The sequence below is a fragment of the Bacillus sp. T33-2 genome, from assembly GCF_002860205.1.
Classification (GTDB): domain Bacteria; phylum Bacillota; class Bacilli; order Bacillales; family Cytobacillaceae; genus T33-2.
Map to the genome: position 1 here is coordinate 1 of NZ_PGVB01000011.1, position 24,999 is coordinate 24,999.

Genomic DNA, 24,999 nt, shown 5'->3' on the forward strand with positions numbered 1-24,999 from the left:
GGACAAAATTACGCTAATCCCTCTGTGTAAGGTGCATTAGAACCGCTCTATTGGACAAAATCATGGTGGTCCATCAGGCTAAGGTGCATTAGAACCGCTCTATTGGACAAAATTACGCTAATCGCTCTGAGTAAAGTCGATTAGAACCGCTCTATTGGACAAAAATCATGGTGGTCCATCAGGCTAAGGTCCATTAGAACCGCTCTATTGGACAAAATTACGCTAATCCCTCTGTGTAAGGTGCATTAGAACCGCTCTATTGGACAAAATCAGGTGGTCCATCAGGCTAAAGTCCATTAGAACCGCTCTATTAGACAAATTCAGGTGATCCATCAGGCTAAAGTCCATTAGAACCGCTCAATTGGACAAAATTACGGTAATCCCTCTGTGTAAGGTCCATTAGAACCGCTCTATTGGACAAAATCATGGTAATCCCTCAGTATAAAGTCCATTAGAATCAGTTTTGTTCCAAATTAATAATTCCGAAGCTCCCAGCCTTCTTTCGATAGTTTAGGTGATATGGATGCTCCGTTTGAAAGCTTGAATTCAACATCTGAAATGTACCAGCCTCTGCCGTTGACAGATCCATCCGTATCATAATGGAAGCGAAGTTTTTGAGTGTTCTCAGGAATTTCAAATTCATGCTGGGTCCAGCCGCCACTTTCACCAGTGAAGCTGGCAAGCTTTTGCCATGTAGTACCGTCAGCAGAAGCCTCTAAATAGCCATAATCAGCTTTTGGCTCAATCATGTGCCATGTAAGGAAGGACAGTTTTGCCGTGCCGCCTTTGAGATTAATGTCCGCCTCAATGATATGATTCACGTTGTCACCGTATCCGGCAAACAGGGCTGGCTGCTTCTTTTTGCCTGGCATGGCTACCGGGATGGCATCGGCCACCTGCCTCGCAAATAATCTTCTTGTCTGGTTGGTTGAAACTGTATTTCTGGTCGGATGCACCCTGTTTGTGAGCAGGATGGCAATTGTTCCGTTATTTGGGCTTACGACAATGGAAGTTCCGGTGTAACCAGTGTGTCCAAGGGTGGACTGTTCAGTCAATGCATCCATGAGCCAGCCCTTGTTCAGCTCCCAGCCTAAACCGTGGTCGTTGCCCGGGAATCCAGGAATCCTGTTTTCCATCAGCAGCTTCACTGTTTCGGGCGCCAGGATTTGCACACGGCCATATTTACCTTCATTTAAAAAGATGTGCGCGAATTTGCCAAGATCTGAAGCAGTTGAGAATACCCCGGCATGCCCGGCCACACCGTCCAATGACCATGCGTTTTCGTCATGGATCTGCCCCCAAACAAGGCCGCGTTTTATCGCTGGCTGATATTCAGTTGCTGCGATCCTCGGTTTTAATTCTTCCGGAGGGTTATACATGGTGTCCTTCATGCCGAGCGGTTCTGTAATGGTTTCTTTTACATACTCATCAAGCCTTTTTCCCGACAAGCGCTCGATCAGCAAACCAAGGGTAATCATGTTCAAGTCGCTGTAAGTATAAACGGTTCCAGGTTTATTGTTTAAGCGGTAGTTAAGTACGATTTGCAGGCGCTCTTCCCGTGATGTACCCATTGTATAAAGGGGAATCCAGGCTGCAAAACCTGATGTGTGGGTCATTAGCTGCTCTATTGTCACTTGTTCTTTTCCATTTGCGGCAAACTCCGGAATGTACTTTGCGACAGGGTCATCAAGCTGGAACAAACCTTTATCGTATAGAGTCATGGCCGCCGTTGTCGTGAATAGTTTGCTGATGGAGGCGAGGTCAAAAATGGTATCGTTTTGCATTTCAATCGGAGCTTCATGTTCCTGGAACTGATCATCTTTATACTTTACTGCATGTCCATAAGAAGCATGCTTTACGATATGGCCCTTCCTTGCGACAAAAGCTACCGCGCCCGGCATCACCTTGTTTGCAATGGCCTCGTTGATGACCTCGTCGATTTGGTTGAGAGGTTCCTGGCGCATGCCGGCTCCTTTTGCTGATCCAGGGTGCAATACAGGTGATACGGGCCCTGGCTGATTCCAGGTGAATTTGTTGGCGGCTTTTTGCTTGCTATGTGCCACAGTTTTTTTCTCCTGCACTTCAATCGTTGGTGAAATTGGGGAATACGTAGAGTTCGCAAAAGCGGATGTGGAAAAAATGATGGCAGAACTGAGTGCGACAACCGTTGCTGGAATATATGGCTTCTTTTTTCTCATACTTCTCCTTCCCAGAGCATAAAGAATTTAAGCTGTAGCGACGGTATTTGACAGCGCTTGCAGCCTATAGGTTAAGAGTAAGAGAAGGGAACATAAGTTGTCTATGCCACCTTAGAACGATAAGGCAGCAGAAATACGTATTTTGGGTGACAAAAGAAGTGAGTAATATTTATTATTTTTAGAAAAATTAAACGAACTGGGTCGTTAGGGGGATGAGATGCTCGGGACTGAGGGGAAAGTTGAAAGCGAAGCGGGACCGCTGGTAGCTAAAAATTCACTTTAACGGATTTTTTCAGCGACTGTGCCAAAGTTGGTTTTATGGATCCTGATCTCGTCTCCTTCAGATAATTGTTTATATTGATGGGCGTCTATTTTTAAATCCGTACGGTTGTCCATTTTTATATAGTAATTCGTTCTCGTTTCCGTGTTGCTGAATACTTCGTAGGCTTCTACCTTTTTGTATTTATGAATAATCTTTCCCTCTGTGACTGTCACTTTAAATTGATATCGAGAGTATCCTAACAAAGAGAAATACAAAGCTATAAAAAGAAGCATGTACTTTATGCCTTTAAAAATTGGCTGTTTCACTTCGATTCACCTTCTGATCAATAGGATGTGCCTATAGATTGTCAGAAAATGAACCAAAATATTCCTGGGGATACAGATTATTCGCACATGCAAAGGACAGGCACCAGTAATTAGCCGTCGGTACACAAAATCTACACAATTTATTGCAGGTGACTGATGCATGTGAGGTGAATATTATCGTTAATAGTTTTAAAGGAGTGATGGATTTGATTGTCAAAAAACGGACCGTCCCGTTAAAAATTCAAGTTTGCGAAGCGTTGCTAAGAAGGCTCCCGAACAACTATGTATCCCGCCACGAATTACAAGAAGAGCTCGACAGGAGGTGGGCGGGTTATCGGGGAGAAGAGTCTTTGGATTACCAGCTGGGCTTCCTTGATGAAAAGAAATACCTCATTTTCCACGATCTCAATCTCCCCATGGGCGAAAACACCTTTCAAATCGATACTCTTTTGCTTTCAGCCAATCTGGCCATTATCATCGAAGTTAAAAATATTTCTGGTATTTTATTTTTTGACCAGGAATTTCATCAACTGATTCGCACGAATAAAAATGGCGAACAGGAGGGATTTCCTGATCCGGTTACACAAGCGAGTCTGCATGCGTTGCAGTTGAAACGGTTCCTTCAAGAACACCGGCTTCCCCAGGTACCTATTGAATTCGCTGTTGTCATTACCAGTAAAAACAGCATATTAAAAACAACCGCCGGCCACCGCAGGATTTTTGAAAAAGTATTCAAAGCTCCGCATCTGCCCAACCGAATTCAACACTTGGAAGCAATCTACCAAAAGGAAATCCTCTCCTTCAAAGATATGAATAAAATCAGCCGAAACCTTCTCAAAAATAATACTCCTCCCCGCAAACTTTTCATGGATCGATACCTTTCCTCAAAAAATCAGCTGAAGCCAGGAGTTCATTGCCCCGCATGTTCTTATATCCCAATAAAGCGGGTCAAGCGCCAGTGGTACTGCCCTTCTTGTAAAATATATTTAAAAGATGCACATTTTGATACACTAAGGGACTACTTTTTATTGGTCGATTCGAAGATCAATAACCAACAATTTCGGGATTTTTCCCTGGTTCAGTCCAGAGATGTAGCGTCAAGGCTGCTTGCTTCTACAAATTTTGGTATTGAGGGAACTACTAAAGGCAGACAATACCTTGCACCAGCTGAATTGTATATGTTATGCAGGGATGGCCAGTAACCTATTTTTGTTTTCACTTAATTAAAGGGTTCGTTCGCTTAATAATTGTTTTTTTCGCTTAATCACGGTGGGCTTTCGCTTAATTATTAATTATTTTCGCTTAATCAAGCCGGACTTTCGCTTAATTCATCAATTGGACACTCACGAGCATTGCGATCTTCCTGAGCTGAAAATACAAAAGGTGCCCAAACCCTGCTGCGTAAGTGTTTTACAGCAACATTATTCAGGCACCAGCATAACCTTTATTCTAAAACAGCTTTTACAATAACATTTTTAATGAATCATGTATGCTTTCGCTCTTTTTTCAAGCTCAATTGCACATTCCATCCCCAAGCTTCCCTGATGTTAATGAATTTCTACATCGCCACTCGATACATCAACCTCAATTTGGTGCTTTCCTGACCCATGTTTGCCTTTTATGCTCTTGTCATCTATTGCTTGACCGGATAACGGGAAGTCGCAAGAAATATCGCCGCTGCTGACTTCACCGTTCAAAGTGAAATCGGCATCATCAGGCAGGTCAAGGCCCACATCACCTGAACTGAGGCCAATCTCTATGCCATGAATCAATTCATCAAGTTGAAAATTCATATCTCCGGATGATACATCTGCTTTGATCGGACCGGAATAATGTTTGACAATCAGGTCACCGGAACTTAAATTAAATGAGCCCTGACCGGCGGTTAATGAATCTACCTCAACATCACCTGAAGATCCATCGTGAATGAAGTCTTTCACATCTAGATTTTTAAGATTCATATCCCCGGAACCAATTTCCACCTGCAACTCTCTTAACTTCATTGGATTGTCATCTGATTTGCCTCCGAAGTCAACATTTCCAGAACCAAGGTTGATCGCCATATCCTTGTCATAATCCTCAGGGATATGGATCACCAGTTTACTGTCATCATTAAATTTGAACAAATTGAACCAGTTAAATTTTTCGTCTTTTACAATTACCTCAACACTGTCCCCATCCCGGTCGACTTCCAGTTGCCCATCGCCGTCCAGCTCCGCTTTTACATCATCACGGTCTTCCGGAATAATCGTCGTGGTCACGCTGCCAATTTCGACCTGAAGCAGATCGATTTCGTCTGTAATCTCAACCTGTTGTTCTTTACCTTCAGCACGGTTCCCATCAAAGTTCTCCCAATTGGTGTAAATAAAATAGACACCGATAATAAGCAAAAAAATGAGCAATATTCGTTTTAACATTTCATTTCCTCCAAAGTTTTTTCATAACCTAATCATATGTAATCTTGATTCCTGCGCCAATGAACCAGAGGTTTAAATGTCTCTAAGACCTGAGGCGGAATTGTGAACAGGACATTTTAGCCTGGGCTGAGTGGAGGAGCATCCCACTTGATTGATCTATTAAAATATTCAAAATTATCATATCAAATTGTAATAGAATTGTAACCCTCGTATGACGGCCGTGTTAAAAGAATCTATTAAATTTGGTTTAGCAACTGATACCAGGGGGTAAACAACTTTGTTAAAGAAATGGATGGCGGTTCTGTTACTTACTACCATGCTATCCATTACTTCGATGAGCAACACCTACTGGAAACCAAGATATGTTGGAGCTAAACGTATATAATAGATTAAAAGGAGGCCATTTGAGCGGTCTCCTTTGTCATACTTATCAGAGGGAACATTTCTGATCAAATCTTTTATCACCGAAAATAGAAGGAGGTCCCTTTGAGTGGCTCTCCTTACTTATTAGAGGGAGCATATTTGAGGGGATTATTTTCACCAATAGAAAAGGGAGCACTTGAAAACGGCTCTCTGTACAAATAAAGCTAGTCCACAACTCTGGCCACTGGATGCCCGCAGGTTTTGCATTGGCCATGGAGGACGATTCCGTGCGGGCTGTCGGTAATCGTGTATTTTTCTACTTGGACTACACCAAGGCATGAGGCGCAGAAAACATTACGAACAAGTTGCCTTCGGAAATCCTCAGGAATGGCGAGCCATTTTTTGTTGGCGCTAAAGGAGTAAACTTCTTCTTCGGCGTCTTTAATTGTACGTTTGTCTTCCGCTTTTTCCAAAACATCGATAACTTCCTGGATTTTGGTTTTAACTTTTTTGTACTCTATACTTTTCCATGCTGAGAGAATTGTGATTAAGTCTTTGTTGCCAGTTTCCGCCACTTTGTCGAGGAGAAGAAGAATCAGGCCCCGGTTACGGTCTTTTAGCGTATCAACAAATTCATACCGTTGATGTTCCGATGCCTTGACCAGTTGTTCCAATAGTTCGTTGGCATAGGTTTCCCGCTCTATCTTCCATCCTTTGTCAGTAAACACAAGCAGAGGGAGCCGGTAATCAAATTCAATATCAAGGTAGCCGTTCTCAATCATCCAATCAACTTTTGCCAGTATCTCTTCTTGAGTCTGCCCCTTAAATGCACCATAAACAGGGCTATAATCAAGCTCCAATTCAAGCAGCTTTTTATCCCTGGAGCCAGCAAGTAGTTTTGCCAGCATTGCCCGGCCGCCACTCATAATCAGGTCGTCCGCCCCGCGTAAAATTGTTTTGATTTCACTCATAGGCAGGGACTTAATTCCGTTCGTATCCAGTTTATGTCGGACTCGGTTTACTTTTTTACCCATGTTGAGCTCCCTTCCATTAGGCAGGATTCGTTTTAAAGTATTGTTATTGTACCATTTTTTTGCTCAACTGTTCATACCAGGCCCGTGTCTTTTCCGAATCACTGGCATTGATAAAAACCCTTTTATTTTTCAATTCGATATAAATGTATGGCGATGAGTCCTTTTGGATAAACAGCAGACTGCTGCCGTATCCTTCAACCTTGAATCGGCCTTTTGCCATTGTTGAAAGGCCAAACCCGTCTTGTTTCCAAGTCACCTCGGGCATGTCTTCCAGTAATTCAATTTTATCAATGTCTTCATATTTCCATTTATCTCCGTACATTCCCGTGATTTCAAAGCTGTCTTTTCCAGTTATTAATTCATATTTCTGATAACCGAAGAACGAGAGGACGCCCACAAAACCAATTACAGTCACAAAGAGGAGGGAGTTAATAATATAAGTCCGTTTCCGTTTTTTCGGGACTTCATACTTTGACAAATACACGAATCCCCCAAGTGAAAAGACAAGGATAAACCCAAATTGAACCTCAATTGCATAAGCGAACGGCGTGAACATCAGCGGCAGTAAAACCACAATGCCAACCGCGGTTGCGAGCAGCAAAGCACCTGTCTTTTGCGGCAGGCCATTTTTTATTAACTGCTTTTGTTCATCTTCCGGCCTGTTGCCGAACCCGGAAATAAGCCAATACTGTTTTTTCGTCCTGATTGCCCAGCCGAATACGGATAACAGCAGTGCTACCCAAAGCTGGCTGACGATGATGATCCACATAGTGCAGCCTCCTTTTCAGTTCGATAATATAGAAGGGGATAGTCTAACTGACACGCCCAATGGCTAAAGGCAGGGATTTGTTATATATTTTCTTACGATTCACCACGCTGTTTTGATTCATTTTTTCTTAGGGAAAAAATGGTATTGGAGCACTATGAAAATCTTATCGAACACTAATTTATGAAAATACAAAAAGGGCTGCCGAAACAGCCCTTCCTATCTATATCTTAAATTTCCCGACGACTTTTTGCAGATGTTCAGCAATATTGGACAGAGAATTTGCTGATGTGCTGATTTCCTCTATATTGGCCAGTTGCTCCTGGGCAGACGCTGATGTTTGCTGGGTTCCGGCAGCGGATTCCTCGGCAACTTTTGATACCATCTGGATGGATGAAACAACTTGGTCAGTGCCAATAGAAAGATTGGTGACAGAGATGGCTGCTTGTTCAATCTGGCTGACGACATCTTTGATGGAGTTAAGTATTTGTTCGAATGACTTTCCGGCGGTGCTGACGACGTCGATGCCTTCAGTCACTTCTGTCGTAGCGACTTCCATTGTTTCCACGGCCTTTTTCGTATCATCCTGGATAACACTGATTAATTGTGAAATCTGGCTTGCTGACTGGCGCGACTGCTCGGCAAGCTTCCTGACTTCATCTGCGACCACTGCAAAGCCTTTTCCGTGTTCTCCTGCCCTGGCAGCTTCAATTGCTGCGTTAAGAGCAAGTAAATTAGTTTGATCCGCGATGCCGGTGATGAGGTCGACAATTTTTCCGATTTCGCTGGAGCGTTCGCCTAATTCCTTTACTACTTCAGACAAGCTCGAAACAATGCCGCTGATGGTTTCCATTTGTTTCACAAATGAGTTAATGGCAACGGTGCCTTCTTCTGCCTTCTCGAAGGCTGCTGACGTGGATGTTGCAACAGATTGGGTGCTTATTGAAATACTGTCAACACTTTCTGTCATTTGTGAAATGATTGCAGAGCTTTCTTCAACGCTTCTCACCTGATTTTCAGCACCGGCGGCCAGTTCCTGGATAGTGGTCGTAATTTGTTCCGTTGCCACTCCTGTCTGCTCAGAGCTGGCTGTCAGCTCTTCTGCTGCCGAAGCGATTTGCTCTGAGGTTTGGTTTACTTCAGTGATCAATGACTTTAAGTTGATGACCATAGAGTTGATGGCAGTTCCCAATATGCCGACCTCATCCCGTGTTTTATATTCAGTTTCAGCAATTTGCAAGTTACCTTGTGCAACCTGGTTAGCAATCCCAGTGATGGCTCCTAAAGGTTTTACTTTGCGCAACAACACATAAAACGAAATCAGGGATGAGATTAACAGGATAATCATGCTTGCGACAGTTGTAACTAAATACAAGCCCTGCGTTTGCACAGCTTTTTTGGATTCGGCTTCAGACCATGAAGTCAATTTATTTTCAAGTTCTTTCATTGAATCTGCGATTATATCTTTTCTCGCTTCGTATTCCTCACTGTACAGTTTTTCTCTGGCGTCTGCTAAATTGCCATTGGCAGCGGCCCTCATTGCATCTTCTTCTATTTCGACAAGAATGTCCGAGTCCTGTTTTGCTGCATCGACAATGGCCAGCATTTCTTTTGGTGCCTGGAGCTTAGTAAGCTGCTCAATGGCATGTTCCCTGGTCTGGGTTTCATTTACTTCCTTCCAGTAGTTATCAAAATGCTCCTTATCGCCGTATTGGACATACGTCCTTACTTCATTCGTCAGATAATCTGAAGCCTCCGTCAGCTGGTCCGCTAAATGGCTGAACTTTATCTGCTTGTCCACTGCTTCTGTTCTGTCAGAAATGCTTTTTGCCAGCATTCCAGCGCTTACAAAACATAGTACAGAAAATATAGTAACTACTGCTGCCAATATGACAATCATTCTGGAAATTTTCATAGCTGTGCGTCCCCTCAGAGTATTTTTTGTAGAGCTTTTCTATCCATTGCTTGTTTTATGTGGAACTTTATGCTGATATAACAACAACTCCTATCGCTTATCCAACTTTAGTAGTGTAATAAAAATGAATAATTCGACAACCATAGACAAATTATACCAAGTTCTACACAATTTAAATAGCTTTTTATATGAATTTTCATAAATCGACATAAGCACAAAGTCCTTCTTTGATGAAAGCATAACTTCGTTGCGTACTTAAAAAACAAACACTATTCCTTTGGTAAAATTAGTTTAGAAGAGTGCGGCCTGGAGTGCACGTATAGCCAAAGGGAGGGAATATAATGTGCAATAAATTATTCAAGGTACATGCATTTTCCGACGGTGCATTGTCAGGCAATCCTGCGTGTGTGCTGATTTTAGATCAAGAATTTAGGGCCTGAACCCCGGCGCATTAACTCTTCGCCGGATCGGGGGTCAGGCTCTGATGTTGTTATATTAGGATTATTTTCGTATTTTGATATTATTGGAATAGTGTTAGAATAATTTCTGGTAAAAAATGATTGACAGGATAATGTTTCAAGCACTGAACAGTTAGGAAAATAGAACAGTCACCAGCACATATGCAGAAATGTATCAAAAAAATTACGAAAATTACACTAATTTATTTTCAGGGAAATTTTTTTTACAGGGGAGAGAGTTATTATCGTTCGTAGTGTCAGGTAGGGAGAGAGATGTATGCAAAAAACGAACAGTGGAACACAACTACACCGCGGATTGGAAGAAAGGCATATCACACTGATGTCGTTAGGGGCAGCAATTGGGGTCGGCCTGTTTCTCGGTTCTGCTTCTGCGATTAAATTAGCGGGTCCGGGCATTTTGCTTGGATATGCATTCAGTGGCCTCATTATGTTTTTTATCATGAGAGCACTTGGTGAAATGGCAATCCAAAAGCCGGTAGCAGGTTCATTCAGCAAATACGCCCGTGATTATTTAGGGCCGCTCGCCGGGTACATAACAGGATGGAATTATTGGTTCTTGTGGGTTGTTACATGCATGGCCGAGATCACTGCGGTCGGCATTTATATGGAATACTGGTTCCCGGATGTGCCGCGCTGGATTTGGGCACTCGCTGCACTGGTGGTCATGACGGCAGTTAATTTCCTGGCAGTAAAAGCTTATGGAGAGCTTGAATTTTGGTTCGCCCTCATTAAAATTGTCACTATTGTCGCGATGATTATTGTTGGCCTGGGCATGATTGTGTTCGGAATTGGAAATGGCGGAATCGCTACCGGCATTCATAACCTGTGGAACAACGGCGGGTTTTTCCCAAATGGAATGCACGGTGTGTTAATGTCCTTGCAAATGGTCATGTTTGCGTATCTCGGCATTGAGATGATTGGTGTGACAGCCGGGGAAGTAAAAAATCCTGAGAAATCATTATCGAAAGCGATTGATTCAGTGTTCTGGCGCATATTGATTTTTTATGTCGGCGCATTGTTTGTCATTATGTCGATTTATCCATGGGAGGAGATAGGCACAAAAGGCAGCCCATTTGTGCTTACTTTTGAGCAAATTGGCATACCCGCTGCTGCCGGCATCATTAATTTTGTTGTCCTGACTGCCGCGCTTTCCTCATGCAACAGCGGCATTTTCAGCACGGGACGGATGCTGTACAACCTGGCTGAGCACGGGGAAGCATCAGGGAATTTCGGCAAGTTGACAAGAACGGGCGTTCCCGGAGCAGCGGTGTTGGCCTCTGCAGGTGCACTTTTGATTGGAGTAATACTAAATTATATTGTTCCTGCCAAAGTTTTCACGTGGGTAACAAGCATTGCCACATTTGGGGCCATCTGGACATGGGGCGTTATTTTATTATCCCAGATCCGGTACCGGAAGAGCTTAAATCCGGAAGACCAGAGGCAGCTAAAATATATAGTGCCTTTGTTCCCTGTGACTTCCTATATTTCACTCGCATTTTTAGCATTTGTGATCGGGCTGATGGCTTATGGGGAAGAAACAAGGATTGCCGTAATCGTTGGTCCGCTCTGGCTCGGGTTTCTCATCATTTGCTATTTTCTAAAAGGACTGCATAAACGAAATAACTCACAAGCCATGTCAGGTAAAAAGTTGGCTGACTGAAAACGAAAGTAGACACCGGAGACAAATGATATCTCCGGTATTTTTATGCGTAAACAGCATAGTACCTTAGGATTAGTTTCTGAATAATACTGGAAAAGCTCCACTGCCTATAATAAGATGGTATTAGGTTTACATTTTATAAGGCAAAAAGGGTGATCTTTTTGAGCTCAGAGCAACATTTAGGTTTGCTTGTTGACGTGGAAACGACCGGTTTAGGCCCTGATAGAGATGAGATAATAGAGCTCGCTTTAAAGCTGTTTGCATTTCGCAGGGAAACAGGTGAAATATTGGATATAATAGATGAAGATTCATTTTTGCGGGAGCCATTATCAAAGTCTGCGCAAAATAATTATGACAGTGCGTTCAGAATACATGGGATTCCTTACAATTTAGTGAGGGGAAAAAGCTTTTATGATGTAAAAATTAAAACGTATTTTTCTAGGGCGGAAGCTGTGTTTGCCCACAATGCTTCATTTGACCGGAGCTTTTTGTACCGGATGTATCCTGAGGTCAATGACCTTAAGTGGTACTGCACGATGAGAAACGTCCAATGGAAAAACTACGGCTTTCCAAACAGTAAGCTGCTTACTCTCCTGAAGTCCCATGACATAACTGATTACCAGTCCCACCGGGCGTTGGACGATATTACATATTTAATGGAACTGCTCAAAAAGCCCAGCCCGAACGGCAACCTGTATCTCAGGGAAGTCCTTGAATACGGTCCAATGCGCCGATACCAGCCTGCCGCAACAACAACAAAAAGCATGTACCTATAACTTGAAGAAGCTTTGGACACAAGAACACCTGCTAAAATCTGCAGGTGTTTTTGATCTCCAAATCATCCATTCTGTTGTTCGCCGCCATCAGGAAACGAAACCCCTATTGAGCGCGAAGCTTCTTTTGCTTGTTCTAAATAGGATTCCGCTTGTTGTTGCCATCTGATGATCAATTGAATAAATGGTTTAAATTCAGTGTCCGCATTTTCGTACATGACTGCTAATCCTTCACGCACCTGTTGATCCTGGGCTGAGGCATTTATTATACAGGCCGCCAATGTTTCAACAACAGATTGTCGTTGCTCCCCGTTTTTCAGCCTTTGAGCTGACCCTGTTGCTGTAACGCGATGATACGATGCAGGGACTAAATGATTATGCATTTCCCGATTGCCTTGCAGGTTTTGGGTTTGTGGTATATGGAAAAGTTCACTGCTCATCGCACACACCATTTCTTCAGCAAACAAACTTTGCCTCAACAAAGATAACACATTGTCCCAGCTTACTCGATAAAAATAATACGGATACAAAGATAACCACTCCTTGCCTGAGCTAATCAGAAGATTTCTATTTTATATTTATGATTGAGAATCCAAACTGATGAAATAATATTGCACCGGCAATTTGTAAAGTTTTTGTAAAATTATACAGAATAAAGGGAATATACCGAATTTTGTAGAAATATAAATATAATGTTGAAGTTTAAAAGGAGGGGAAACGTTGAGGGTTATTGTGTCATTTTTTAATCGGGTAATGCAGCGATATTTACCCGATCCGTTTCTATTTGTCATAATCCTGACACTTGTGGTTTTTCTGCTTGGACTCATTTTCACCGATAATGGCCCATACCAAATGATCCAGCATTGGGGCGGTGGATTCTGGGGCTTGCTGACATTTACTATGCAGATGGTGCTTGTTCTGGTCACGGGGCATGTACTGGCCAGCAGTGCGATTTTTAAAAGGGGGCTGGGGGCCCTTGCAGGGCTTGCCAAATCACCAGGCCAGGCAATTATGTTTGTGACGCTGGTTGCTTTAATAGCAAGTTTAATCAACTGGGGATTCGGCCTTGTGATAGGCGCGTTGTTTGCGAAAGAGCTTGCTAAAAAAGTCGAAAATGTAGATTATAGGCTGTTGATTGCAAGCGCATACACCGGGTTTGTTGTTTGGCACGGGGGAATTTCCGGATCCATACCGCTCACGATTGCTACAAAGGGCCACTTTGCGGAAAACATGATTGGTATCATTCCCACTGAACATACCATTTTTGCGACGTTTAATGTTGTGATTGTACTGGCAATCGTAATCGTCCTGCCTATCATAAACAGGATGATGATGCCCTCAAAGGAACAAACGGTAACCGTTGATCCCGTTCTTCTCCAGGATGATGTGCAGGCAGCAACATTAGAATCCCAAGTCAGCACGCCTGCTGACAGACTTGAAAACAGTCGGATCGTTTCCTTGGTAACCGCGTTATTAGGCTTTGTGTTTCTATTCTATTATTTTGAAAGTAATGGATTCCGATTAAATTTAGATATCGTAAATTTCCTGTTTCTGTTCCTGGGAATCCTGTTCCATGGAACACCTAAACAATTCCTGGCTGCAGTGGCAAATGCGGTAAAAGGGGCAAGCGGGATCATCATCCAGTTCCCTTTTTATGCGGGGATCATGGGAATGATGACAACCTCGGGACTTGCAACCGTAGTATCAGAGGCCTTCGTTTCCATATCCAATGAGTTCACCTTTCATTTCCTGACATTCATCAGCGCAGGGATCATCAACATTTTTGTGCCTTCTGGAGGAGGACAGTGGGCAGTCCAGGCACCAGTAATGCTTGAGGCAGCTAAGGCTATGGATGTCTCCATACCGAAAACCGCCATGGCTGTCGCATGGGGCGACGCATGGACAAACCTCATTCAGCCGTTTTGGGCGCTCCCAGCCCTGGCAATAGCAGGATTGAAGGCAAGAGACATTATGGGGTATTGCGTCCTGGCACTGGTCGTAACCGGAACCATTATATCGCTTGGTTTTCTAGTTTTGTAGAATTTCCGTCAAGATCAAAAGAGCTGTTTGGCAGCTCTTTTATGTTTTCAGTTACACTTGTGGTTGAATACATATAATCACCTGCATCTTACAGTTAAATACATGGAAAAACGGAGGATGGAAGATTTGCAAGCTGATGGTATTTTAAAAAGGGAGATCCCTGGCTTTATTCAGCAGTATATCTACAATGCCTTTGGTGGATTGTCATAGAGGATATTCCGCACCTGTTTCCGCAATCCCGCTGGAAAGCTGACAGGCAGCAACTGGAACTTCTTTTTAAGCTGCACTTAAGTACCTGGGGAACGGATATAAATATCACAGACCCATATATCCCTGCGTGGCCCGGGGAGCCGACGGGAAAGGCGCTAGAAATATTGCCGGCAGGTTTAGCGCATTCTCTGGCCAGATTGCAGGCACAGGCTCACAGTTTATTTGCACCATTATGCTGTATTTCGGGTGACCCTAATCCAACAAACTGGGGACTACGAGATAACGGCGAGATCGTTCTTTTTGATTTTGAGCGGATAGGCTACGCAATTAAAGGTTTTACCCGTGTTCTTGAAGCCTTTTCAACTTTAACATTCCTGAATCAAGGTCCACCTTCAAACCATTCCTGATACAATACAGCCACTCATGAAATACTGGCTGCAATCCATAAAAACTTTGGACTCGTCCAAAAAGAGAGCTGCTTGGCTCAGAGCCACCATAATAGGATAAAACTTTTTGGGTAAACGCTGGCCCGAAGTCCCAGTAAAATCCGGCGAAATCAAAGGCAGGATCACCGATTTGGGCGTCTGTGAAATCAATGACGCCAGACAGTTTATTTTCATTTGTGTTGTAAATGATATTGGCGCCGGTCAGGTCACCATGAATGGGACGGTTGTCAATAGTCTGTGCTGAAATCGAAGCAAAATAATCTTCAAATATACGGTCCATATCCAGCTGGTGGGACGCACTAAGAAAGGGATAAATCTCATCCTTGATTGATAAATGAAATTCACTCCAGTAAGTTTTCGTGTGTATGGTCGATAAACCAGCCATTTGTGCATCACTGGAATCAATGCTGTGTAATTTGCTCAGGAAGTCAGCAAGAAGTTTAGCAGCTTCATCGGTATCGAACTTTCCGAAATGATCAGCTGTTAGCGGATTCCCTGGAATATATTCGTGATAAGTGCATATCAGCTTTTCCTGGTCAGCATTTATAAGTTTATAAACAGGCAATGCAATCACTGGTGTTTTCTCGCTCAAGATGTCCAACAGCAGTTTTTCGGTTATCAGCTTTTTTGCAATCTCCTCGTTTTTTGGGAATCGAAAGACTAACTCATCGTTTATGATGACAATGTCGTTATCCCATCCCTGTTGGTTTTGCTTTATGTCATTGATCTGAAGATGAGGCAGGGCTTGCAATATTGAATTTAGCTTTTCATTTTTCATACTCTATCCCCCGCGATCACTAATCAATTAAATTTTAACACTTTCATGAAGCCAATAAAAAGAGCCGCTTCCTGCGACTCCTTCAAAGTGCTATGTGCATGTGTTATTAGAATACACGATAGACAGCTTCACATTCTTCGGCTGTCGGCTCATAAAAACAGTGCAACTTATAACGTCCTACTAACGGCTGATTGTACCATGTGGGCGGGCAATCAGCGGGCGGCCTGAAATACCATAAACTGAACCGGGCGGGCCACCGATATTCTCCTCCAACAACCCTCCTTGCAAGCCGTCTTTCTCTTTCACGTGGTCTTTGATAAAAATAACCATGTATTACAGCTTCAAATGCATGCGGCTGATAAACCATTTGTCTAATGGTACGTATATTTTCAAAATCAGAACAATTTGCTCTTACCCGGTTAATTCCAACATTCCCAACGAGCAGCATGCCTGGTTCCCCTTCACCCTCGGCCTCTGCCCTGAGCAATCTTGCCAACAAATCAATGTCTTCTGATGTAGCCTTAACAACTGCCATAACATCACCTCCATTTTATGCTTCATCCTTATCATATTCTTCTCTCTATGGACGATGACCACAAAATTGAGTCAAAGCCTTGCCACGCTTGCCTTAAAATGGCGCATCGGTACTCTAAGCCAGCGGGCCGCAGAAAAAATGCCGGATAGTGTTATCTATCCGGCAATCCAGGTGGATTATAGTAAGGCGGCACACGGATCCACCCTCTTCGGCGCATTAAAGTTTTCACTGAAGCACCAAATGTTAACAATTCGGCCTGAAATTCCACAAACATGAGTCCTATATCTGTCCTGACCGCCTGTGACTGGCTACTGGCGCACATGACATTCATATAGGCCACCTTGGCCGAAATACCATTAGCAATCTCATCATCGGTCATTTTCACACCAAGGGGAATCTCCTGAGGATTGCTTCTCGGTTTATCAGCAGGCATTGAAGGAAGAGGGATCCCTTCCTGTTTCATGAATTCTTCAAGCCGTTTAACCTGTGAACCGCACGTTTTTACACCATCTGCCAACATTTCTAGCAGATCATCATCTGTCGTGGTATTCAGCGCTTGTTGTTCGTAGTGAAGCGCTTCAGACATTGCTGTAAAATAGAGCCAGCACGAAGTAACCTCGCCTGTGTGAAGTGGTGACTTTGGTTCGTTGTCGATAAGGGTTCTCAAAGTATTGATTAATGCTTCAAATACATTGGCCAACTTCTTCACCTCGAATTTTTGTACATATTGACTTAGTTTGTTAATTAACGAAACTGTTTATTCGTTCAGGAACCGCCATGGGATGTGTACCAACAAGGATCAGCAAATGTAGCCCTGTTCTTAGTAGATAGAAATGATAATCCTACAATAGCTGCATTCAATGCCGCAATATATAAGCGAGATAAATCGACGCATTCTTCATACGACCAGCTCCCCTGATTGATATTTCTATATTAACGGGCCCAGTATGTTGACAAATCAGAATTCTCGCCGGACAGTTCTACAACTTTAGGTTGAAAAATTTTCCATAACTCTCGCATGTGAAACATTCATTTGCGACAAAAGTACTTATGTTTGTGGTATAATTTTACAGAGAGGAGATGGCTGATCATGATAAATGATTTAACGGCCTACATCGACAGGAGAATCGATGAGCTTTCTAGCTATAAGGAAGAGACGCTAGAATCATTTAGCAGCATTACAAAAACAGTGGATAAGCTCGACATTAGGGAAGATAAGGAAATCTATGAGAAAAAAATGCTTTTTTATATTGCAACAGGTGCGATGGCAGAACTGATGAAGTTACGAAAATTAATGAACGAAAAGTGAAACAGCAGCGCAACAATTGTAGTTCCAATCAAATTGGATTGGGGCTTTATTTTTTGCCAACACAAGTAGACGGTTACACCAATTATGAACGGGAATAATACATATAACCATTAGGGGCTTTTTAATGAGAGGTGGTTAAATGCTCTATTTGGATAAGAAACATGATCCGGGAAAGAACGCTGATTTAATATCGAAAATCATCCAAAACCGAAAGAATATAGAAGAAGCAGTCAAGGAGACGGATGACCTTTTCCTTAAGCATGGAGTTGCAGGCCAATCTACGGTGCAGAGGAGGGCCCTTGTATTTTTAAAAGATATAATTACTGGACTGCCCCATTTTTTCATTGCGACCAGGGCAGCGGCTGAAACATTTCCCTCCAAGACGGTCGTTGCCAAGGAAGGCAGTGTATATCCAGACTGGAAACCTGAACTAGATGAGCAGTATGGCAAACTGCAAAACAAGATTAATAGGGTTGTTAATGTTGCGGATTACGGGGCAGTGGGGGATGGCGCCACGGACAACACCGAGGCTTTTAAAAAGGCGATTGGCGACGGTGCGGTTGAAGTGCATGTCCCTGCCGGTGTTTATATAACGAGAGGAATCAAGCTGCCGTCATGGACATCCCTGATTGGAGAAGGCAAGGGCGTTACCACGATCAAACTTCATGATTCAGCCCCGAAAGGAACAAGGCTCCTCACAAATCAGAATCATCGCAGGGGAAACCGCAATATTCTGGTCGAGGGAATGAGTCTCGACTGGAATGTGGAAAGGCTCGGCGAGGAACGCAAGACAAGCACGTGGGGTAACCATTCAAGCTGCTTGACCTACGCTAATGTAAAATATGGATGGGTACGGGATGTGGAAGCCATCAATCCTGGCCTCCATTGTTTTGATGTGTCGTCAGCCCTTTACAATTATTCCGGGGACGAGTACAGGGCCCGGCGTGGAAGCAAGTATATCTGGCTGGATAACCTGAACGGCTATGGCTTTGGCGACGATGGGATTACGACGCATCATAGTGATAACATCTTCATATCAAATTCGCATATGTGCGACCCGAGTGGCAGGGCCCATAAGCAAGGATTTTCGAATTCCAACGGGATAGAGGTGGACGACGGCTCACGCAATGTCTGGCTTGTGAACAATTCAACTGCGAGGTGCTTTGGCGGTGTCGAGGTCAAGGCACACCATAATTCTTCGGCAGCCAATAATGTACAGATCATCGGGCATCTTTCAGTGAATGACAACCGTTCGTACAATTTCCGCCACATCGGCCACCATAAAAGTACCGATCCGGAGTCAAGGACAGCTTTTAATATCAGGGCGACGAACATTGTGGCGATAGCTCCTGTGTACACGGAGTTATACAAGGATTCCACTCCGCGTGGCATGGTGGTCTCAGCCTATAAAAACGTCGTGGTGAATAACTTCACCCTGATAGGTGATCCTGAATATGACTTTAAAGGTAATCCTTTAATTGCAATCCAGTACCGTGCAAGAAATGTGGTGCTCCAAAATGTCACCATAAGGGACTTTAAAAATGCTGCGGCGAATATAAAAGTATTTGGCGGGGATCAAAAGGCGGATAATATTCATATCCGCAATGTAAAGGTCAGAAAATCGGCATCTGAAGCTGTCCAAGTAGGTGCCGGCATCGACAACATCAAAATAGAAGGTGTCGATGTGCTGGTATAGATGTGTTTGCGATGGCAAACACGCGGGTTCCCGGATGGTGCTATTTCAGCAGTGACGTTGGTTGGGATCCCAGACACTGGCATCGCCAATAAGGTAGATTGGCACTCAGCAAGCAGCTACGGTCGCCAATGATCTCAATGTACAATAAAAATGAAGGCCTCCATCACCCCCGGCAGGCCTTCATCCTTTAGCTAGCTGATTGCAGTTAACACTACACCTATAGCAATAAGTCCGACTCCAATTCCGTTCACAAGGGATAATTTCTCTCCGAAGAACAGGATAGCCATTACAGTTGCAATGACCACGCTGAGTTTATCTATAGGTGCTACCTGAGAAACTTTGCCGACACGTAATGCCAGAAAATAAAACAGCCATGATGATGCTCCTGCTAAACCACTCAGCACTATATACAGAAACGTTTTCCTTTCTGCAATGATTTCAGGGATTTTAGCCAGGTTTCCCTGGAAAGCTACAACACCAATCAAAAAAGCAGCCATGATGATCGCCCTGACTGCGGTGGCGGTGTTGGGGTCAATATTTTGAAGTCCCATTTTTCCAAAGATGCTCACCATTGCCGCAAAGACAGCCGCAAGTAAAGCATATATTAGCCATAAAGACATGTTGTTACTCCTTTCAGTCCACCCAGTTTGATCATGGAACATGCTACTAGATATATTCTTCCCGAAACAACAGCAAACATGACTGCCTTAAAAATTGGTCCTTGCCATCAGAGCCAAGCGCTGCAGATGAGCACACGACCGAAGGAACCGCCCAAAGTCAACTGTCTTCCAGCCTGTCCAAAATCCGTCTTTTCCTGTACAGCATAATGCCAACCTCAGCGAGGTCGTTAATCATTGCCCGGTTTGTGAAAGCACCGAAAACCAGACCTGCAACCGGCACCATTTGAAACAGCTTTTTCCAGCCAAACTGGTCCCTGTATGTATAAACAACCTCCCGCCATCCTTGCAACTGTGACATGATTTCTCCAGACTTCGAGTCATCCTTGTAGTAAGAGGACAGCCCGTCAAGAATTGCGCGTTTGCCGACAACGTCCGCTGATGAGAATTGCAGGCATTTCACAATAAATACTCTTTCACTCGTTTCGTTCGGATCATAGCCATGGATGATGGCAATTTCCTGCAAGGTTTTTAACGAAATGGCAAGCAAAGCGGGAATGTCTACGGCAAGCGTAAAAATTCCTCCAATTCCAGTGCTGGCCCCCTGGATTGTCGCCAGTTTTTTTCTCTGTTCAATTACCCCTTCGCACACTTTTTCCATTGTGTTCAGGGGAAGATCTTTAATATCAGAAAAGTTTGTGATAGGCATATTTGTCTCTTTCTGGATCGTATCGAATATTTTCCGCTCATTCACTAAATACTTGCCGCCAGTTTGGATATAGCCCCCGATTTCATCAAGCAGTGAACCAATTTTTTTGTGGATGAAGTCAGGAGTGATTTTATCAAGGATCTTAAAAGGTAAGCGGCCGAGCCTTTCCCAAAACCAGTCGCTACTCTGGCTTTTTTCCCATTTTTCTATGATTTGCAGCTGTTTCATTAATTCTTCTTTCGTTTCCAAATTTCACATTCCCCTCATTTTTACTTTCATTTTCGTTGATGTGTAGACTCTTTGCAAATTATGGTATCTAAAAATATACGCGTTGTACAGAACCGGAGCATGAGGATCAAGAAAAAAACGCCTGGTTTCATCCATTTCTACAATTCCTGAGAAAGAGCTGAAATCCATTTGTTTTAATGCTGACAATACTTTATGTCTCCAATAGAACAATGTAACGTAGTGAATATCGCCTATAAGTTCCGCAGATTTACGAAGGGAATAACCTTCTAACATACATTAATAAAATCTAACCATTTATCTGTTTTATGGGTGCGATAAAGAGGGGTATGTGTCACATCAGTAAAAGTCTTTCCGCAATCATTACAGCGGTATCGTTGGCGTTCCACTTTCTTAAGACCAATCTTCACCAATATTTACCAAAACGAATAACCCCTTTTGAGCCACAATGAATGCAGGAATATCCGTCTTTATTTTTACGTTCAGTAATCTCTTTAAAAATAGGCTCGCTTACTGAAAATGACGCAAGAGATTGAGCGAAAAACTCCTTTAAACGATGTTGTTCAGTGGGGCTTAACTTTTTTATTCAGCTATCAGCCGTAAGCTGATCCAGGCGTTTTATCTTTAAATATTGGCTATGTTAATAATTCTGTTGTTATTTGAATAAATCGAACAAATGTTCTATAATAAAATAAAGAATTTTTTTGGAGTGATTGAAATGACGTTAAAAGAACCTATTTCTTATACTCCGAAAAAGGCAAAAGAAACATAAAAGGTAGAAAGGCACGTAAAAGAGGAGGTTCTTCCAAATTCACGGAAATTAGTCACGAACAAGTCTATGTTCTCATTGCCAGAGACCGACAAAAAACTACTTATTCTGGTGTTCTTGGTAAAGGTCGAATAATAAAAACACAATTAGACAAGGCAATCGGCTCGAAATTATCATCGGACAATCACACTGTGTACCGATGCTTGGAGGGCTTTTTCAACATATGCAAAAAGCAAAGGTTTGGAGTATTATCGCTTTAAGTCAGATGGTACAGAGCGTGTCAAAGGGTTGTATCATATCCAAAATGTTAATAATTATCACAGTCGATTAAAAGGTTGGATACAACGCTTTAATGGCGTAGCAACAAAGTATCTTGACCATTATTTGAGCTGGTTTTATTTCTTGGATATAGTGAAACATCGGGCAGATGATGTAGCAATTAGCAAAATGATAGTCGAAAGTTCACTACTTTCAACCAAAGAAACGAATAAAACCCTTAGAACTAAAAGGTTCATATAGTTTAATATCATCCACGTTGCGGTAAAATTTGAAACTATTACCTAACCTTTTCGTAAAATTAAATATAAAAATTAATTATGAGGAGGTTAGGAATGTTAGTAATATCATTGGTTGTAATGGCTTTAGGCATTTTAATAATATTTGTGGGATATTCATTACGAAGAAAAGGGAAAACATCATTTATTGCGGGAAACAATGAAGTTTTTGTTCCAAAAAATGAAAAGAAGTTAGCGGAACGAATAGGCTTGGTTGTCATTTTATTTGGTATAGAGACTGTGTTATTTCCAATAACTTTTCAAGTTATACATGGTATCGAAGGTTATTATTTTGCAATAGTGGCTTTAGTCCATATTTTTATTGTATTTCTATTAATGCTTTTTGACCAAATGGAGATTTAATGTTATCCAATAGTAACGTAAGCATCTACATAAAGACCTTCATATACGAAGGTCTTTATTATAGATAAATAACAACAATAAATATTAACATAGCCTAAATATTAAGAGGCCTTCATTTCAGCGCCCTCTGTTTCCTTAGCTGAGGATGAGCCGCCTAATTTGCCAAGGGCAAGCCCTACCAGGGTTCCGACAACCGCCGGAACGATCCACTGTAATCCGACTGATGAAAGGGGAAGGAAGTCCCTCATTGTCTGTAGCGGTCCCAAGTCAAGGCCGAATGTCGTTAATCCGTCGATTGCTGCAAACACCCCGGTGAACAGCATCGCACTTCCGTAAACTTTTCTTGAATGCTGGAAGTAGCGGCTGAAAAATGTAAGCACTACAAGGACGATGGTTAACGGGTATGCTGTTACAAGGAAAGGAACCGATACTTTCAAAATCTGGCTCAATCCAAGATTGGAAAGCGTGAATCCTACAATAGTGACAGCTAAGACAACTGCTTTGTAGCTTGCTTTTGGAACCAGGTCTGAAAAATATTGTCCGCAGGCAGCCGTCAATCCAACGACAGTTGTGAAACAAGCCAAGGTGAAAATGAAGCCGAGCAAAGCGGTTCCGCTTTGGCCGAATAATAGCGTCGCAGCCGAAGAAAGGATAGCCGTTCCATTTTCAAACGTGCCATTGGCAGCCATCTTTCCGCCGATCAATCCGAGACTGACATATACTAGCGCAAGCAGAACTCCGGCAATCATCGCTGCTTTCAATGTGTATTTCGTTAACTGCTTTTCTTCCTTTACGCCTTTTTGCTTAACAGCTGTAAGGATGACGATTCCAAATGCGAGGGACGCCAGTGCGTCCATTGTGTTGTAGCCTTCCAAGAATCCTTTGAAAAATGCTCCGGATTCATATGCGGCGGCAGGTGATTGTAATGGCGCATCCAACTGTGCAAATCCAGCCGTACATAAAACCACCATTGCCAAAAGTAAAACAGGTGTAATCCAGCGGCCCATGTATTTTTCCATTTTTGAAGGGTTCAAGCTGATTACATACACAAGCAGGAAGAAGACTGCTGTATATAAGAACAAGACTAAAGCTAAGTTCGTTGATTTATCGAGGAAAGGTGTGACACCCATCTCAAAAGCTACTGTAGCATTTCTCGGAATCGCCAGAAACGGCCCGATTGATAAGTACACAATGACCATGAATACAGTGCTGAATACAGGATGCACACGGTTCCCGATCGTCTGGACACCGCCCTTGACAAGCGAAATGGCGAGCAGCACTGCAAATGGCAATCCAACCGCCGTAACGATGAATCCAGCCATCGCAAGCCAGTAGGAGGTTCCGGAAAGTGCCCCCAAGAAAGGAGGGAAAATCAGGTTTCCTGCACCAAAAAACATTGAAAATAGCATTAAGCCAATCACTAAAGTATCTCTTTTTCTCACTATGATCTCTCCTTTGTTTGTAAAAAATAAAAAACCCGTCCCTAAAAAGGGACGAGTTTGTGCTCGCGTTACCACCCTAATTCCGCAAAAAATAAAAGATTGCGGCTCTCAGTCAACGTACTATCATACGTGTTCCTTTGTAACGGCGGAAATCCCGTCAAAGCTTACTGGTTTCAGCTTTGCATCTCAGAGATGATCTTCGGGCAGGTACTGGACACCGGCTTTCACCAAACGCCGGCTCTCTTTGGAACAGCAATCCTGACTTACTCTTCTCGTCATTGATTTTTATTATTTAAAGATAATTTATCAGAGTAAAATGAATGTGTCAATATTTTTTGATAGTTTTAATAATTAGGCATAATTTCCTTGTATGCCTAATTGCCAACGACGGTCATCAGTATTAACGAAGTATCAGGAATGGTTTGTTCCGCAAGATGCTTTTTTAATTAGCCAAGAGGACGAGTTCGATCAATATTCTTTTTTATAATCCACCAAATTAACAGTCAGGGTTTCTCCTGCAAGATGATTTTTTAATTAGCCAAGGGGACGAGACCGATCAATATCCTTTTTTATAATCCACTCGATTAACAGCCATCGTTGCTCCAGCAAGATAGTTTTTAATTGGGAAGGAGGATCTCTTCAACCACCCGCTGATTATAGTGCTCCGTCGATCCTGCCGTATGTGGCGTTATAATGACATTTTCCATATCCCATAGCGGGCTGTCTTCAGGCAAAGGTCTAGTTTCAAATACATCCAGGCCGGCTCCGGCAACATATACTACTACAACAATAAACGTATAAAGCATAAATTAAAGGACATGGGCCGGGTAAGAATACCGAACTCATGTCCAACAGGTTGCTTAAAAATATATGTCTAACTTTTTTGGTTCACTTCAAAATATATGTCTAACTTTTTTGGTTCACTTCAAAAAGGTGGTTTTTTATTTTTACAAAGGGTTTCCTGCTAGATTTTGTGAAAATTGTACTTAAACTAAACCAGCTAATAGTTTGTCAACAAATCGTTTTATTGGATTCCAACAATATTTATTCCTCATATAGCAATAACACACCTCCCCCTTGCCAAATCTGATA

Annotated in this window: 20 protein-coding genes, 4 pseudogenes and 1 other annotated feature; of the genes and pseudogenes, 8 read left to right on the forward strand and 16 right to left on the reverse strand. The window is 42.7% G+C overall.

Features of this window, described 5'->3' with window-relative positions:
• Positions 1–473: 473 nt before the first annotated feature.
• Positions 474–2,198 carry a serine hydrolase domain-containing protein gene (locus CVD19_RS09660; RefSeq protein ID WP_101581664.1) on the reverse strand — a complete coding sequence of 575 codons (1,725 nt, stop codon included), beginning with the start codon at positions 2,196–2,198 and terminating at the stop codon, positions 474–476.
• A 279-nt stretch (positions 2,199–2,477) separates the two neighbouring features.
• Positions 2,478–2,786, reverse strand: a complete 309-nt coding sequence (locus tag CVD19_RS09665) for a hypothetical protein (protein WP_101581665.1) — start codon at positions 2,784–2,786, stop codon at positions 2,478–2,480.
• Positions 2,787–2,992: 206 nt separating this feature from the next.
• Here CVD19_RS09665 and CVD19_RS09670 point away from each other — a divergent pair, with 206 nt between their 5' ends.
• Positions 2,993–3,988, forward strand: coding sequence for a nuclease-related domain-containing protein (locus CVD19_RS09670; RefSeq protein ID WP_180953574.1), 996 nt, complete (start codon positions 2,993–2,995; stop codon positions 3,986–3,988).
• Between the two features lie 345 nt (positions 3,989–4,333).
• On the opposite strand, the gene liaG is transcribed toward CVD19_RS09670, so the two are convergent.
• The 5 genes and pseudogenes from liaG to CVD19_RS25845 all read right to left on the reverse strand — a co-directional run.
• On the reverse strand, positions 4,334–5,203 hold the full coding sequence (gene liaG, locus CVD19_RS09675) for a LiaG family protein (RefSeq protein WP_257985085.1): 870 nt from the start codon (positions 5,201–5,203) through the stop codon (positions 4,334–4,336).
• Between the two features lie 587 nt (positions 5,204–5,790).
• Positions 5,791–6,600, reverse strand: a complete 810-nt coding sequence (locus tag CVD19_RS09685; RefSeq protein ID WP_219620091.1) for an RQC-minor-1 family DNA-binding protein — start codon at positions 6,598–6,600, stop codon at positions 5,791–5,793.
• A 43-nt stretch (positions 6,601–6,643) separates the two neighbouring features.
• Positions 6,644–7,369 (reverse strand): DUF3784 domain-containing protein, encoded by a 726-nt coding sequence (locus CVD19_RS09690; RefSeq protein ID WP_101581667.1) that lies wholly within the window; start codon positions 7,367–7,369, stop codon positions 6,644–6,646.
• A 220-nt stretch (positions 7,370–7,589) separates the two neighbouring features.
• Entirely contained in the window at positions 7,590–8,537 is a 948-nt protein-coding gene (locus tag CVD19_RS25840; protein ID WP_374702879.1) for a methyl-accepting chemotaxis protein, read from the reverse strand.
• A pseudogene (locus CVD19_RS25845) lies at positions 8,532–9,281 on the reverse strand (HAMP domain-containing protein); the annotation flags it as partial. The pseudogene CVD19_RS25845 and the gene CVD19_RS25840, both read right to left, overlap by 6 nt.
• 735 nt (positions 9,282–10,016) lie before the next feature.
• Here CVD19_RS25845 and alaP point away from each other — a divergent pair.
• Positions 10,017–11,420, forward strand: a complete 1,404-nt coding sequence (gene alaP / locus CVD19_RS09700; protein WP_101581669.1) for an alanine permease AlaP — start codon at positions 10,017–10,019, stop codon at positions 11,418–11,420.
• 161 nt (positions 11,421–11,581) lie between these two features.
• A complete protein-coding gene (locus CVD19_RS09705; RefSeq protein ID WP_101581670.1) occupies positions 11,582–12,196 on the forward strand; it encodes an exonuclease domain-containing protein in 615 nt (204 codons plus the stop codon).
• A gap of 62 nt (positions 12,197–12,258) precedes the next feature.
• On the opposite strand, the gene CVD19_RS09710 is transcribed toward CVD19_RS09705, so the two are convergent.
• Positions 12,259–12,723 (reverse strand): hypothetical protein, encoded by a 465-nt coding sequence (locus tag CVD19_RS09710; protein WP_101581671.1) that lies wholly within the window; start codon positions 12,721–12,723, stop codon positions 12,259–12,261.
• Positions 12,724–12,913: 190 nt separating this feature from the next.
• Here CVD19_RS09710 and CVD19_RS09715 point away from each other — a divergent pair, with 190 nt between their 5' ends.
• Positions 12,914–14,233 carry a short-chain fatty acid transporter gene (locus CVD19_RS09715; protein ID WP_101581672.1) on the forward strand — a complete coding sequence of 440 codons (1,320 nt, stop codon included), beginning with the start codon at positions 12,914–12,916 and terminating at the stop codon, positions 14,231–14,233.
• A 546-nt stretch (positions 14,234–14,779) separates the two neighbouring features.
• On the opposite strand, the gene CVD19_RS09725 is transcribed toward CVD19_RS09715, so the two are convergent.
• The 3 genes from CVD19_RS09725 to CVD19_RS09735 form a co-directional block, all read right to left on the reverse strand.
• The gene (locus CVD19_RS09725) at positions 14,780–15,667 is read right to left on the reverse strand and encodes a phosphotransferase (protein WP_101581673.1); all 888 of its coding nucleotides are present in this window, start codon (positions 15,665–15,667) and stop codon (positions 14,780–14,782) included.
• Positions 15,668–15,773: 106 nt separating this feature from the next.
• On the reverse strand, positions 15,774–16,202 hold the full coding sequence (locus CVD19_RS09730; RefSeq protein ID WP_101581674.1) for a cell wall hydrolase: 429 nt from the start codon (positions 16,200–16,202) through the stop codon (positions 15,774–15,776).
• A 151-nt stretch (positions 16,203–16,353) separates the two neighbouring features.
• The gene (locus tag CVD19_RS09735; protein ID WP_101581675.1) at positions 16,354–16,902 is read right to left on the reverse strand and encodes a DUF3231 family protein; all 549 of its coding nucleotides are present in this window, start codon (positions 16,900–16,902) and stop codon (positions 16,354–16,356) included.
• 390 nt (positions 16,903–17,292) lie between these two features.
• Here CVD19_RS09735 and CVD19_RS09740 point away from each other — a divergent pair, with 390 nt between their 5' ends.
• Both CVD19_RS09740 and CVD19_RS09745 read left to right on the forward strand, forming a co-directional pair.
• Positions 17,293–17,511 (forward strand): hypothetical protein, encoded by a 219-nt coding sequence (locus CVD19_RS09740; RefSeq protein WP_101581676.1) that lies wholly within the window; start codon positions 17,293–17,295, stop codon positions 17,509–17,511.
• Positions 17,512–17,650: 139 nt separating this feature from the next.
• Positions 17,651–19,207: a glycosyl hydrolase family 28-related protein gene (locus CVD19_RS09745; protein WP_101581677.1), complete on the forward strand. Its 1,557-nt coding sequence runs from the start codon at positions 17,651–17,653 to the stop codon at positions 19,205–19,207.
• 191 nt (positions 19,208–19,398) lie between these two features.
• On the opposite strand, the gene CVD19_RS09750 is transcribed toward CVD19_RS09745, so the two are convergent.
• From CVD19_RS09750 to CVD19_RS09760, 3 genes and pseudogenes are all read right to left on the reverse strand, one after another.
• On the reverse strand, positions 19,399–19,827 hold the full coding sequence (locus CVD19_RS09750) for an EamA family transporter (RefSeq protein ID WP_101581678.1): 429 nt from the start codon (positions 19,825–19,827) through the stop codon (positions 19,399–19,401).
• A 157-nt stretch (positions 19,828–19,984) separates the two neighbouring features.
• Positions 19,985–20,782 (reverse strand): EcsC family protein, encoded by a 798-nt coding sequence (locus CVD19_RS09755; protein ID WP_257985086.1) that lies wholly within the window; start codon positions 20,780–20,782, stop codon positions 19,985–19,987.
• A gap of 123 nt (positions 20,783–20,905) precedes the next feature.
• Positions 20,906–21,365 (reverse strand): annotated as a pseudogene (locus tag CVD19_RS09760) (transposase); the annotation flags it as partial.
• A 134-nt stretch (positions 21,366–21,499) separates the two neighbouring features.
• Between CVD19_RS09760 and CVD19_RS09765 the strand changes: the two are divergent.
• A pseudogene (locus tag CVD19_RS09765) lies at positions 21,500–22,067 on the forward strand (IS1595 family transposase); the annotation flags it as partial.
• 92 nt (positions 22,068–22,159) lie between these two features.
• Positions 22,160–22,465 (forward strand): hypothetical protein, encoded by a 306-nt coding sequence (locus CVD19_RS09770; RefSeq protein WP_101581679.1) that lies wholly within the window; start codon positions 22,160–22,162, stop codon positions 22,463–22,465.
• 101 nt (positions 22,466–22,566) lie between these two features.
• Here the strand turns inward: CVD19_RS09770 and brnQ are convergent, their stop codons facing one another.
• A complete protein-coding gene (gene brnQ / locus CVD19_RS09775; RefSeq protein WP_101581680.1) occupies positions 22,567–23,907 on the reverse strand; it encodes a branched-chain amino acid transport system II carrier protein in 1,341 nt (446 codons plus the stop codon).
• 44 nt (positions 23,908–23,951) lie between these two features.
• Positions 23,952–24,195: a binding site (T-box leader), on the reverse strand.
• Positions 24,196–24,463: 268 nt separating this feature from the next.
• Positions 24,464–24,680: pseudogene (locus CVD19_RS25710) on the reverse strand (NAD(P)-dependent oxidoreductase); the annotation flags it as partial.
• Positions 24,681–24,999: the final 319 nt, after the last annotated feature.